Genomic DNA, 12,566 nt, shown 5'->3' with positions numbered 1-12,566 from the left:
AATTTTTAAGAACCATCCTGAACACTAGGCTCTACAGGGGCTCCAGTTGGCACTGCCTTTGGTGTAGAACTATCTGATGACCATTCAATCCAGGCACCATCATAAAGTTTTAAACCTCTATAACCAGCATTATGTAAAGCTATATAGCTCTGAGCAGCTCTAATTGAAGTCTGACAGTACATAATAACTTCTTCATCTGGTGTTATATCATTATCAGGATAATATCTCTGAATATAACTTGGTGGATAAAATTCTCCATTTTCCTTATTATTTTCTACATAATTAATATGAATAGCTCCAGGAATAATTCCTTTACTAACTTCTCCTGCAGTTCTTACATCTAAAATTTCAACATTCTCACCAGGATCATTAACCTCGGCCAGCACTTCTTCTTTAGTAGCAATTAAATCCTCATTCTTTTCGGCCGCTATGTATTCTACAGCTTCAGCTTCATATTCACCAGAAACAAAATCTGCACCAGCATCTTTTAAAGCATTTAATCCACCACTTATAACCTTCATATTGTCAGTGTGATGCCCATAAACCAGCATTGTCCACCATAAGCGGGCTGCATCCATATTATTGTTATTATCATAGATAAGTACCTTTGATTGATTAGAGATGCCATTATCACCTAAAGAAGACTCCACTTTAGATGCATCTGCCAGCATATTGGGATAAGGTCCAAAAGTTGTGATATCATTTCTAGCAATATTTACTGCTCCATCTAAATGTTGATCTTCAAAATTTCCAGATTTTTGAGCATCCACTACAATTATCTCTTCTGCTTCAATCATTTTAAGAGCTTCATCTGCTGTGACTATATCCTGACCCACTTCTCCGGGTACAGATATATCTGCTTCACAGCCTGTGAGAATAATCGCAAAAGCTAATAAAATAAATAATATCTTTGCTGTTTTTTTCATTTTTCCACCTCCAAATTTATATTGTTAAAATTGGAACAATCTCTATTAATATTATAAAACATATTATCCCTTTATGGTTATAACATTTACTAATAGTACATTCAATTATCAAATGAGCCCAGATTTAAAATCCTTCTGGTTAAATGTATTGATGACTATTCTCTAATTTTAATGCATATATTTAAATATAACAGATATCTATGCTATAATAATCTTAATCAAAAAAATTTTAAGGAGTCTTGCTATGGATTGTTTATTAAAAAATAAATTTGAGAAAATTAAAGCCTGGCATCTAATTATAATTTTCTTTCTTATAAACCTATTTTTTCTTAATAATTTTCCTTTTATCCACTCTGATGAAGCCTGGCTCAGTGGACTTTCCAGACAGATTATGGAAACTGGAAATTTAGCCAGCACTGAAGCATTCTTTGATCTGCTTCCACGTCACCCTCATGCAGTTAAAGTTTTTTTCCATCTGCTGCAGATTATTTTTATCAAAATTTTTAATTATCGAATCTTTACTTTTCGTCTGATTTCTCTGCTGACAGGAAGCCTGAGTCTTTTTGCTTTTTATAAAATCTCTTATTTAATTACTAAAAATAAGATTTTAAGTCTGGGATCTCTAATTATCCTAGCAGTTGATATTCACTTTATATATAGCTCTCACATTGCCCGTCAGGAAATAATTTTGATTCTATTTTTGCTGAATGCTCTTTACTATTTTCTAAAAAAAGTTGATTATAAAAACACTAAGAGATCTTACTTAAATACAAAATCAGGAAATTCAATTAAAAATGATATTTTTCTGGGAGTTATTCTGGGCACAGCTATTGGATTTCATCCAAATGCATTTATTATTGCTTTACCTTTAATTATAATCTACAGCTGGAATTTGATTTTTAACAAAAAAACTACTTTCAAAAATTATATCAGCTTTGGAGGAACTTTAGCACTTATTGCAGGCCTTTTCATTTATCTAAGTTTTCAATTTGATCCTGAATTTATTAACAATTACAGCAGTTATGGAGCAGGATTAGGAGTTCTGGACTCATTTTTAATCAAGCTAGAAAATCTAAAAAATTTCTATCTAAAATTATTTTACAGAATCAGCGGCACTTATTATATTCCACCTATTAAATTTCAGCTCCTATTTTTTGCTGTAGTTACTTTTGCTTCTCTGGTGAAAACCATTTTTAAAAAAGACAGAATCAATCTTTATTTACTTTTGAGCTTGTTTGCCATAAATTTAGGCTATTTAATTATTGGAAGATATAATCAAACCTCTATTATTTTTATTTTTCCTCTTGCTTATCTTCTTTTTATAAATTTAATTAAAGATATAAAGTTAAAGCAAGGTATAACTTTACTAACAATTATAGCGATTATTTTAAGCTTGAACACTGGCATCACAGTATTTAATGACAGTCACTACAATTATCAAGAATATCTGCAGCAAATTGCGGAGGTGGTACCACAGGAGACTCGGGTACTGGCAAATTTAAACACAGATTATTATTTTAAAAACGGCAGTCTTTTTGATTACCGAAATCTGGACTACTTAGAAAAGAACAATCTTTCTTTTTCCCAATATATAGTCAAAAATGAAATTGAATATATAATTTATCCAGAAGAAATGGACTTTATATACAACAGCCGTCCTACCTGGAATATTCTCTACGGCAATCTTTATCCCTATTACTCTGAAATGCAGGAGTTTTTAGATCAAAAAACTGAGCTGATCAAAACATTCAGCAGCTCTACTTATGCAATGAGAATTGTTAGAAAAATTGGTCAGAAAAATTGGTCAGTTAAAATCTATAAAGTTAATTATAAAGCTGACCCTGGAGCTGTTCAAAAAGCTGATTAAATTCTCTGCTGCTGAGTCTACGGGGATAAGGCATCTTATTTTCTACTACCTTTATAATTTCTCCAGGTTCATTTTTCATGAGCACTATCCGTTCTGAAAGAAAAACTGCCTCTCTGATATCATGAGTCACAAAAATAATTGTTCTATCTTCTTCCTGCCAGAGCTGAGTTAAGAGCTGCTGCAGTTCCTGTCTTGTCTGGCTATCTACACTGCCAAAAGGCTCATCCATCAGCATAATTTCTCCTTCTGCAGCTAATGTCCTTGCCAGAGCTACGCGCTGTTTCATCCCACCAGAAAGCTGATGGGGATAATAGTCCTGATAATTTTCAAGCTTTACTTCACTTAAATATTTTAAAGCTTTCTTTTTTATTGCTGCTTTAGATAATTTATTCTTTTTATTTTTGGCTGCTGCCTTAACTGCAAAAGTTACATTCTCAATAACTTTCTGCCAGGGAAAAAGCTGCTCAAACTCCTGAAAAAGCATAATTCTATCCAATCCCGCCTTTTCAATCTGTGCTTTGTTTTTTAACAGCTGCCCACTGTCTGCTCTGCTAAAACCGGCAATTATTTTAAGTAAAGTTGATTTTCCACATCCAGAAGGACCTAAGATAGTAATAAACTCATTTTCTTTAATCTGAAGATTAATATTTTTTAAAGCAGCTTTTCTTCTTTTTTCTGTCTCAAAACTCTTATTTATACTTTTTAATTCCAAATAGGAGTTCATTTCAACATACCCCATTTTTTCACTGTTCTTATTTCTATTTTTTTGAAAATAAAATCTTCAACTGTAACTCCAATAACTATAATAACTATAATACCTGCAAATACACCCGGCAGATCGAAAAAGACCCGTTTCTGGAAAATAAACCAGCCCAGTCCTCCCAGACTGTTGATTGCACCAAAAAGCATTTCTGCACTAATTAAGGCCCGCCAGGATCTGGCCCAGGCTATTTTTAAACCGGAAATAAAATAAGGAAGTGAAGCTGGTATTAATATTTTAAACATGAATTCTAATTTATTTAAGCGATAATTTTCAGCAATTAAAGTGTAAATATCTGGAATAGAGTTAAAACCTGTGCTCAAATTTAAAATTAAAGGCCATAAGACGGAATGAATGATGACAATTAAAATTGCAGTTCTACCAGAACCAAACCAGATTAAAATTAAGGGCATCAATGCAATTCCCGGCAGTGGATGGGCCAGAGCAGTTAAAGTATCAATTAAACCAGCCGCACTTTCAGAAAAATATGAGGATAGTGCTAAAATCAAAGCTGCTGCTGTAGCTAGAAATAATCCCTGAATGATAATTGAAAGAGAAAATATTATCTGTTTAACTAATGTTCCATCTTTGAACGATTCAATCAAAGCCAGAAAAATGTGATCCAGCCCGGGAAATATCATTTCTGAAAAAATACCACTCAAAGCTGTCAGCTGCCAGATCAGAGCCAGAACTGTAATCCAGATCAAACGCTGATGGTATTTATTCCCCATTTTTAGCAGCTCCTCTTTTTTGTTCGGCTTCATTATTTTCTCGATCCTCTAAATCATTTTTTTCAGCAAAGATTAGTTCAGAACGCTGATAGTCTTTTTTCTCTAAATAACCTTCAGCAGTCATAAAGGCCAGAAATTCTTCCAATCCTTTAATCTCAGTAGTGAATTCCATTCCCGGCCAGGTAAGATATTCTTCCATTTCTGTTTGACTCAGATCATAATTATCCGCTAGAAGTTCTGAAACTTCAGCTGGATTTTGCTCTATAAACTCAATAGCTTCTCTTAATGCTTTCAAAAATAGTGTGTAATTTTCAGACTGCTGCTGATAAAATTCTTCGGTGCTGACTCCTATAATAAAGGTGAAGTCACCACCAAAAGCTTCACCGCCGCTTAAAATCTTTTTAATACCAGCTTCCTTACTCTCTAAAAATAAGTAGGGAGGAGAAGCAAAGTGAGCACTTACTTCTCGACCAGCCAGCAGGGCATTCATTGCATCAGGATGGTTCATTGTTAAAAGCTGATCATCAAATTTATCTGTTTCTTTAAAATTCCGCTGAGCTGCCATAGAAAGCAAGATATGCTGAATACTTCCAGGCTGCGGCAGCGCAATTTTATCTTCATCCTTAAAATCTGCAAGAGTTTTGATATATTCTCGATTAGTCATTAATCCCAGTGGACTTTCGGAAAGACCCGAAATTATTTTCCATTTCATTCCTTTGTCTTTAGCTATTAAAAAAGGCGGAATAGCCATAAAAGCAATATCAACTTCTCCAGCCAGCATCGATTCTCTAATAGACGTCGTATTACTTAACTGTTTCCATTCCACTTTTATGTCTGAATCTTCATTATTTAAAAGCCCCAGTTCTTTGACTAACTGTACCGGTGCATATGCAAGTCCATACTGTTCAGCAACTGTAATACTCTTTTGATTGCTCTGGTCAGGTCCCTCACAACCGCTTATTATAAAAAGAGTTAAACTGATAATTATAATTATTAAAATATATTTTTTCATAATTAAATTCCTGGCCCCTCCCCAAAATTCTCTCCAATTTCTCGTAAGACAAGATTATTACCATTTTGATCAATAATTTTTAAATTATTATATACTGCCTCTACCCGTTTCTGCAGCTGACTTTTATTCTCTGCCAGAACTATAAAATAACCGGCTCTAGCAGTAGCATTTTCTATCTCAGGGATTATATTTCCCATTTCATAATTAAGTCCCGCCTGTAAGACACCGGGAAGTTTTAAAATCTTGCTGATTTCTGTAATTTTTCTTATTTTTCCCGGGCCAGCAAAAAAGAGCTGTGAAGATAGATGATTTGAATTATCCTGAAGTGAATAATTGGTGAGAGCCGTTTTATCAACCTCTTGACCTGCTGCCAGTTCTACCATCATCTTTAAAATATCCACACCTGCCAGATCCGGCATAAAATCTCCTTCATAAGCACCACCAATTCTGCAGGCTATTTCATTAACTTTAATTCCCTGTTCTCCAATTAAAAATTGAAAATAGATAGGTCCATTTACTATTTCAAACTCACTCACAATTTTTTGAGTTAGTTTTTCGATTTGATCTTTATATTTTTTTAAATATTGAGATGGAAAAAGATGAGAAGAACAGATACCAATGTGAATATCTTCTTCAAAACGCAGCCGATCAGTTACAGTTAAAATTTTTGCTCTACCAGCAAAGGCCCAGCCGCTGACTGTTATTTCATTTGATTTATAATATTCTTCCACCAGAATCTGATTTTCTCTGGAAAAAGACAAAACTTCGTTAAATTTTTCTCTAATTTGAGTAATAGAATTTAATTTGAAAACTCCACGCTGTCCCTGACTGTCCAGTGGTTTAACGACAAAAGGTCTATTAAAATCTGCTAACTCCTTCTCAGAAAATTCTTGATCCAGTATTTTATATTTGACTGTAGGAATTCCTGCTGCTGAAAATTTATTTTTCATAACTTTCTTATTAGTCACAGCTTTTGCAGCCTTAACTAAAATATATTGATTTAAATCTAACTTTTCTGCCACCTGAGCAGCAGTATAAACAGGCTGATCTGTGCCGGATGTTAAGACACCATCTATTTTATGTTTTCTTGCAGTTTTAAGATTAGCTTCAAAGTCAAAGGTACTGCTTTCAGAACTAAAGTCAGCAATTTTTTTCCCGGGAGCATCACAATAATAATCAGCAACAACTACCTGATGCCCTAATTCTTTAGCCTTTTTGATTAAACTGAGCTGGCCGCTTCCTCCACCCAAAATTAATAGTTTCATATATAATCCTCTTTCTGTTTAAAAGTGCTTTCTGCAATCAGGTACTGCTCTTTTTGAGAACGAAAAAGTTTTAAAATCGGAATTTCATGATAGTAGATATAAAGTTGTAAAAATAATTTCAGCAGTTTTAAAAAATTATAATTTGACTGACCATATTTTCGCTGCTGATGTCTGGTATAAACATTTGCAATCTCAGCTTCTTCTTGAAGAATAATTGCTGAAAGATAAATGAAGGATTTGTCTGAAACTATAATTTTTTGCATTATTTCTCGAGTAATTATTCTAAAACTGCTAACCGTGATTCCATCTTTTTTAGGAGTAATTACATTGAAAAGCCAGTTAGTTAGCTTTGAGCCCAGTTTTCTATAAAAATTGTATTTTCTCTCTTCTGGAATTGCATAAACTACATCATAACCCTCTTTGATTTTTTGATAAAGCAGAAATATATCTTCCGGTCTGTGCTGCAGATCATCATCCATAGTAATTATATAGTCTCCAGTGGCATAATTTAAACCGCAAAAAATAGCATTTTGCTGGCCAAAATTTTGAGCCAGACGAATGCCTTTTACTCTGCTGTCCTGCTTGTGCAGCTTCAAAATCTCTTGATAGCTCTGATCAGGACTATGATCATCAACAAGAATTAATTCAAATTCTAATTTATTAGCAGCAGCTGTTTGATTGATGGAAGTATAAAGCTCCTCTAACGAATTTTCTCCATTATAAACAGGAACTACTATAGAAATTAAATCAGCCATTATCATCCTCCTGCCTGACTAATTTGAGAGAAAATTACTCTTAAAGTTCCAATAATAAATTCTAAATCTGACCGGGAAAGGTCAGGATAAATAGGCAGTCGGAGCATACTATCTGCAATATCATTTGTCAACCTCAGTTCCTCTTTACTATAACCAAGTTTTTTTCCCATAGGAGAAGAATGTAGAGGTAGAAAATGAAAAACAGCTTCTATACCATATCTTCGCAGTTCTTTTAAGACAAAATCTCTGATTTTTTGATTTTTAAATTTCAAATAATAAATATGATAATTACTCTTCCTGTCAGAAGGTACTGAGGGAATTACTTCCAAAAAATCTTGGGTTAAAAACTCGTTTAAATGATAATTATAATAATCAAAGACCTTTTTTCTCTGAGCAGTAATGTCATCAATCTCCTCCAGCTGGGCAAATAAAAGAGCCATCAATATATCAGATGGCAGATAACTGGAGCCTTCCCCAACCCAGCTGTATTTATCAATTTCTCCCCTCAGAAAGCGGGAGCGATTTGTTCCCTTTTCTCTTATAATCTCTGCTTTTTTAATAAGCTTCTTCTGCCTGGAATTAATAATCAGAGCTCCACCTTCACCACTAACAAAATTTTTGCTGCCGTGAAAACTATAACAGCCAAAATCTCCCATGCTGCCTGCTGCTTCTCCTCGATAAAAACTATTAACAGCATGAGCTGCATCTTCAATAATATAAATATTATTTTCTGCTGCTATCTCTCTAATCTGATCCATTTCACAGCTAATACCAGCATAATGTACCGGGATTACTGCCCTTGTTTTATCTGTGATCTTAGCTTCAAAGTCAAGAGGATCCAGATTAAAGGTATCTGGCTTAATTTCTGCAAATACTGGTTTTGCCCCTTCTTTTAATACCGCATTAGCTGTAGAACTAAAAGAAAAAGAAGGCATAATAACCTCATCATTTTCTTTTAGATTAATCAGCTGAGCAGCCATTTCTAGAGCATGGGTTGCCGAAGTAGTCATTAACACCTGCTCTAAAGCAAATTTTTCTTCTAAAAATTCATTTACCTTCCTGGTATAATGGCCATCACCACTTACATTACCTCTTATTAATGCATCAGCTATATAATCTTTTTCTTTTCCACTTAAATAAATCTTATTAAAAACTATTTTGCACATAAATTACTCCGTTCCGAATATTTATTTCTAATAATTCCACACTGCAATTTAAGTAATTTAATTAATAACAGATATGTTTACCCAGTTTTTTGAAATTTGCTATAAAATCTCTTACATCTTCTGATAGATGCTCTGCTTTTTTATTAATCATATAAATATCATAATCAAGATCATAATCTGTAATTCTAGAAACATTAATTTCCTTAGCACTAAACTCGTCTCTAACTGAGTTATAGGGAACAAAAGCAACACCATAACCTTTACGTACTAAAGTTTTAAGCGCCTCTGTAGAGTCCAGTCGAGAAATAATCTCTATTTCAGATAGATTACGCCCTATCTCTGCAAGCACCTCTTTGAAATTTTCCTTAATTATACAGTTTTCTTTCAATATCACAAATTTATGATCCAAAATTTCTTCTATCTTTACCTTTTCAGGTAGGTCAAAAGCAGGTGGTGAAATTAAAACTACCTTTTCCTTAATTACCTCTTCTGAATGTAAATTTTCTGCCCCGGCAGGGTGAGTGGTAAATCCAATTTCACAGATATCACTTAAAACATCCTGCTCAATTTTATCCGAAGAAGCTGCGGTAAGATTATATTGATGATTTGGAAACTTAAACTTCATATTTAAAATTGCACAGGGAAGGCAGTAAGTTGCAATAGTGTATTCTCCCTCTATTTTGATTTCTCTGCTCTCCTGGTCATTTAAATCAGAAAGCATTTTATTATGGGTTCGTATTATATTATCTGCATATTTTAATACTATTTCTCCTGATTCTGTCAATTTTACTCCTCTATTGCTGCGTATAAAAAGCTCTTTACCCAGAGAATCCTCCAGTTTTTGTATCTGCTGACTTAAGGCTGGCTGAGATATATGAGAATTTTTTGCCACTTTTGAAATGCTTTTTAGCTCTGCAATTTCCTGAAAATACTTAAGACTCTCTATATGCATAAATACACCCTTTCCTAGTCATAAAATATAATTTAGAGAATATTGTTTTTAACTAATGTTCTTAATTAATTATATTATTAATCAGGTAAAATAACAAGAGTTAATCTCAAAAGTCAGATATTAAAATTAAGATTTTATTTTATAAATTAAATTTGCTTTTGCCACCATTCTTTATGATCAAGATACCAGTTTAAAGTTGTTCCCATCGCCTTTTTAAAGTCATATTCTGCTTCCCAGCCCAGTTCAGCTTTAATTTTTCTGCTGTCAACTGCATATCGGTAATCATGGCCCTTACGGTCTTCTGCATGTTTAATTAAAAGTTCTGATTTTGATAAAAGAGAAAGAATTTTCTTAGTGATTTCCAGATTACTTTTTTCGTTATTAGCACCTATATTATATATTTCTCCTGTATTTCCACACCGCATTACTAAATCAACTGCCCGACAGTGATCCTGAACATAAATCCAGTCCCTCACATTACTACCATCACCATAGAGCGGTAATTTTTTATTTTTCAGAGCCTTGATAATAAAAAGTGGAATCAGTTTTTCCGGATACTGATAAGGTCCAAAATTATTTGAACACCGGGTAATATTTACCGGCAGTTGATAAGTTTTAGCATATGATTTAACTAAAAGATCAGCAGCAGCTTTAGAAGCTGAGTAAGGGCTGGAAGGATTTAAAGAGCTATCTTCTCTAAATTTTCCGCTGTCTCCCAGGCTGCCGTAAACTTCATCTGTAGAAATCTGCACAAATTTTTTGACTCCAAATTTCAAGGCCAGATCAAGCAAATTCTGAGTACCTTCAACATTAGTTTTAACAAAAATCGAAGGATCTTCGATACTCCGATCAACATGGGATTCTGCTGCAAAGTTAACTATATAATCTATCCCCTGATGTAACAGAGGATCAATTTTTTCTCTATCACAAATATCCAGCTGCTGAAATTCATAATTAGGATTTCTCTCCACATCTTTTAAGTTATCCAGATTGCCAGCATAACTTAATTTATCAACATTGATAATCTGATCATTATAATTTTTCAACTGATAATGAATAAAATTACTGCCGATAAAACCAGCTCCACCTGTAACTAATATTCTCATCTAATTCAACTCCTTACTGCTGATTATAATTATTTTTCAAATTTATTTAAGTTAAATATTCATTTTAAACAGCTAATTTTTATTAAAACAATTATACCACACTGTGCTTTGATTCTACATTAATTCTGCTATTTTTTGATCAGTTGTTGTTTATCGAACAAATGTATGGTAAAATTAATATAAACTGATTTTGGTTTTGCTGGAGCAGATCAATAATTGATTTTTAAATTTTAGATTATAATCAAAGGAGCTGAAAATATGAATTTTAAAGACAGAGGTAATAAAAAATGGAATTCCTTAATGTTAGTAGAACATCAAAAAAAGCTAAAGGAATTAAAAATGAGAGAAAAGGATGTTAAAAAGCCTGAGTTAGACGAGCAGCAGCTTCAAGAAATTAATTTTAAAATTGAAAAGGCCTTAAATAGAAATTTAATGGTCAAAATCAAGTTTTATAAAAATAAGAAACTTAAAAACATTGAAGGAAAAATTCTAAAAGTTGAAAAATATAAACAGCAAATAAAAATTAAACAGCCAGATAACAAAATTACAACTCTAAGATTCGAACAAATTTTAGAAGTTTCACTTTAACTATTTATGATGTCCACCAATGGTATTTTCAATTCTTTTTTTGATATTTCCTTTTTCCAGGTTGCGGGCATAATAAAGAACATCTTTCCCCATTTTTTGGGCCAATTGATCTCGAAGTTGATTAATTTCCGATCTCTTTAAATCATTTTCAAATAAGTTTAACTGTTGATAATCGCTTTCCACGAATTTAGCCAGATAGAGGCTTATTTTTCTAACCTTTTCTGCCTGATAATGTTTATTTAAAATTGCCAGTGCAGCCTGATAGATATCTCTTGTCATGTCTGTTCTTGTTTCCAGACTGAGCTGTCTGGAAAATCCTTTTTTATTCTCCTCTTTAGAATAACTGAGAGACAGTGAAACAGTTTTCCCTTTCAAATTATTATAACGAACTCTTTTACTCACTTCTTCTGCCAGATTAAAAATCACAGTTTTAATTTCCTCTAAATCTGTATAGTCACTGTAGAGTGTAATCCCACGTCCAACTGCTTTCTTGCGGTCATCAAAATGTCCTTCCACTTCCGAATAATCAATACCCCAGGCATGATAATAGAGCTGATTACCAATAATTCCAAATTGGTTTTCCAGATACTCCAGAGGCAGCTGGGCCAGCTCGCCCAGGGTGTAAACTCCAATTTTATTTAATTTTTTTTCAGTTCTACTGCCAATTCCCCAGCAGTCAGAAAGATTTAGCGGCCATAACTTATCTGGGATATCACTATAATCCCAGCGGCAGAGACCCTTTTTTTTACCTTCAGTATCCATTGCCACCTTGGCCATAAACATATTGGGACCTATCCCCATACTGCAGGGTAATCTATATTTATTCCAGATTTCTTTTTTTATTTTTACTGCCAGTTCAAGTGGATCACCATATTTTTTTTGACTGCCATTTAATTTAAGCCATGCCTCATCTATAGAATAAATATGTATTGCTGACAGAGGTAAATAAGAATTGAAAATTTCTGTGATTTTCATTGAGAGATCAAGATAAAGTCCCATATTGGCTTCAGCCAGTATGATTTCTTCCTTATCCGGAATTTGGAATAAGCGGTTTGCTGTTTTAATTCCATATTTATCTTTTAAAGCAGTCGATGAGGCAAGAACGACCGATCCCTTCCTTTTTTTATCTCCAATTACAGCCAGATATCCCTTAAGAGGATGAATATTTCTTTTGACTAATTCTATGCTGGCATAGAATGATTTCATATCAACACATAAAATTTGATCTGCTGGTGCTTGATTATAATCAGGCTGCATAATAAACTCTCCTTCGCTGTTAGAGAACACTTGTTTGATTATATTCTAGCATAACCTGCAGCCTTTAGCAAACATAAGTTCTATTAAATCGAGTAGGAGGGAAATAATTAGTTTATTCCCCGTCCTCTCACACCACCACAGCGTACCGTTCGGTACTGGGCGGTTCATTAAGAATTAATTA

At 33.4% G+C, this 12,566-nt stretch carries 12 protein-coding genes; 2 read left to right on the top strand and 10 right to left on the bottom strand.

Annotation, left to right across the window (positions count from 1 at the left end):
* Window positions 1–5: 5 nt before the first annotated feature.
* Window positions 6–926 (bottom strand): sulfurtransferase, encoded by a 921-nt coding sequence (locus DFR79_RS08490; protein WP_133515084.1) that lies wholly within the window; start codon window positions 924–926, stop codon window positions 6–8.
* A gap of 244 nt (window positions 927–1,170) precedes the next feature.
* Between DFR79_RS08490 and DFR79_RS08485 the strand changes: the two genes are divergently transcribed.
* Window positions 1,171–2,793 carry an ArnT family glycosyltransferase gene (locus DFR79_RS08485; protein WP_133515083.1) on the top strand — a complete coding sequence of 541 codons (1,623 nt, stop codon included), beginning with the start codon at window positions 1,171–1,173 and terminating at the stop codon, window positions 2,791–2,793.
* Here DFR79_RS08485 and DFR79_RS08480 read toward each other — a convergent pair.
* The 8 genes from DFR79_RS08480 to rfbB form a co-directional block, all read right to left on the bottom strand.
* Window positions 2,750–3,517 carry an ABC transporter ATP-binding protein gene (locus DFR79_RS08480; protein WP_133515082.1) on the bottom strand — a complete coding sequence of 256 codons (768 nt, stop codon included), beginning with the start codon at window positions 3,515–3,517 and terminating at the stop codon, window positions 2,750–2,752. The genes DFR79_RS08485 and DFR79_RS08480 overlap by 44 nt on opposite strands.
* On the bottom strand, window positions 3,514–4,284 hold the full coding sequence (locus DFR79_RS08475; protein ID WP_133515081.1) for an ABC transporter permease: 771 nt from the start codon (window positions 4,282–4,284) through the stop codon (window positions 3,514–3,516). Before DFR79_RS08475 ends, DFR79_RS08480 begins: the two co-directional genes overlap by 4 nt.
* Window positions 4,274–5,296, bottom strand: coding sequence for an ABC transporter substrate-binding protein (locus tag DFR79_RS08470; protein ID WP_133515080.1), 1,023 nt, complete (start codon window positions 5,294–5,296; stop codon window positions 4,274–4,276). The genes DFR79_RS08475 and DFR79_RS08470 overlap by 11 nt, the downstream gene beginning before the upstream one ends.
* Before the next feature lie 2 nt (window positions 5,297–5,298).
* On the bottom strand, window positions 5,299–6,561 hold the full coding sequence (locus tag DFR79_RS08465; RefSeq protein WP_133515079.1) for an ATP-grasp domain-containing protein: 1,263 nt from the start codon (window positions 6,559–6,561) through the stop codon (window positions 5,299–5,301).
* Window positions 6,558–7,316, bottom strand: a complete 759-nt coding sequence (locus DFR79_RS08460; RefSeq protein ID WP_133515078.1) for a glycosyltransferase family 2 protein — start codon at window positions 7,314–7,316, stop codon at window positions 6,558–6,560. The genes DFR79_RS08465 and DFR79_RS08460 overlap by 4 nt, the downstream gene beginning before the upstream one ends.
* 2 nt (window positions 7,317–7,318) lie before the next feature.
* Complete coding sequence (rffA, locus tag DFR79_RS08455) at window positions 7,319–8,482, bottom strand: dTDP-4-amino-4,6-dideoxygalactose transaminase (protein ID WP_133515077.1); 1,164 nt, start codon at window positions 8,480–8,482, stop codon at window positions 7,319–7,321.
* Window positions 8,483–8,543: 61 nt separating this feature from the next.
* Entirely contained in the window at window positions 8,544–9,434 is an 891-nt protein-coding gene (locus DFR79_RS08450; protein ID WP_133515076.1) for a LysR family transcriptional regulator, read from the bottom strand.
* Window positions 9,435–9,580: 146 nt separating this feature from the next.
* A complete protein-coding gene (rfbB, locus tag DFR79_RS08445; RefSeq protein WP_133515075.1) occupies window positions 9,581–10,540 on the bottom strand; it encodes a dTDP-glucose 4,6-dehydratase in 960 nt (319 codons plus the stop codon).
* Window positions 10,541–10,798: 258 nt separating this feature from the next.
* Between rfbB and DFR79_RS08440 the strand changes: the two genes are divergently transcribed.
* On the top strand, window positions 10,799–11,128 hold the full coding sequence (locus DFR79_RS08440; protein WP_133515074.1) for a YolD-like family protein: 330 nt from the start codon (window positions 10,799–10,801) through the stop codon (window positions 11,126–11,128).
* On the opposite strand, the gene DFR79_RS08435 is transcribed toward DFR79_RS08440, so the two are convergent.
* On the bottom strand, window positions 11,129–12,385 hold the full coding sequence (locus DFR79_RS08435) for a DNA polymerase thumb domain-containing protein (RefSeq protein WP_133515073.1): 1,257 nt from the start codon (window positions 12,383–12,385) through the stop codon (window positions 11,129–11,131). It abuts the gene before it with no gap.
* Between the last annotated feature and the right edge of the window lie 181 nt (window positions 12,386–12,566).

The sequence above is a fragment of the Halanaerobium saccharolyticum genome (assembly GCF_004362045.1).
In the GTDB taxonomy this organism is placed as follows: Bacteria; Bacillota; Halanaerobiia; order Halanaerobiales; family Halanaerobiaceae; genus Halanaerobium; species Halanaerobium saccharolyticum_C.
The sequence above is the reverse complement of the archived record's forward strand: the minus strand, read 5'-3'. Positions and strand labels throughout refer to the sequence as shown.

What these genes read in the sequence shown, in the direction of transcription:
- DFR79_RS08490 (WP_133515084.1), bottom strand. Translation starts at nt 926, where the DNA reads ATGAAAAAAACAGCAAAGATATTATTTATTTTATTAGCTTTTGCGATT.
- DFR79_RS08485 (WP_133515083.1), top strand. Translation starts at nt 1,171, where the DNA reads ATGGATTGTTTATTAAAAAATAAATTTGAGAAAATTAAAGCCTGGCAT.
- DFR79_RS08480 (WP_133515082.1), bottom strand. Translation starts at nt 3,517, where the DNA reads ATGAACTCCTATTTGGAATTAAAAAGTATAAATAAGAGTTTTGAGACA.
- DFR79_RS08475 (WP_133515081.1), bottom strand. Translation starts at nt 4,284, where the DNA reads ATGGGGAATAAATACCATCAGCGTTTGATCTGGATTACAGTTCTGGCT.
- DFR79_RS08470 (WP_133515080.1), bottom strand. Translation starts at nt 5,296, where the DNA reads ATGAAAAAATATATTTTAATAATTATAATTATCAGTTTAACTCTTTTT.
- DFR79_RS08465 (WP_133515079.1), bottom strand. Translation starts at nt 6,561, where the DNA reads ATGAAACTATTAATTTTGGGTGGAGGAAGCGGCCAGCTCAGTTTAATC.
- DFR79_RS08460 (WP_133515078.1), bottom strand. Translation starts at nt 7,316, where the DNA reads ATGGCTGATTTAATTTCTATAGTAGTTCCTGTTTATAATGGAGAAAAT.
- rffA (WP_133515077.1), bottom strand. Translation starts at nt 8,482, where the DNA reads ATGTGCAAAATAGTTTTTAATAAGATTTATTTAAGTGGAAAAGAAAAA.
- DFR79_RS08450 (WP_133515076.1), bottom strand. Translation starts at nt 9,434, where the DNA reads ATGCATATAGAGAGTCTTAAGTATTTTCAGGAAATTGCAGAGCTAAAA.
- rfbB (WP_133515075.1), bottom strand. Translation starts at nt 10,540, where the DNA reads ATGAGAATATTAGTTACAGGTGGAGCTGGTTTTATCGGCAGTAATTTT.
- DFR79_RS08440 (WP_133515074.1), top strand. Translation starts at nt 10,799, where the DNA reads ATGAATTTTAAAGACAGAGGTAATAAAAAATGGAATTCCTTAATGTTA.
- DFR79_RS08435 (WP_133515073.1), bottom strand. Translation starts at nt 12,385, where the DNA reads ATGCAGCCTGATTATAATCAAGCACCAGCAGATCAAATTTTATGTGTT.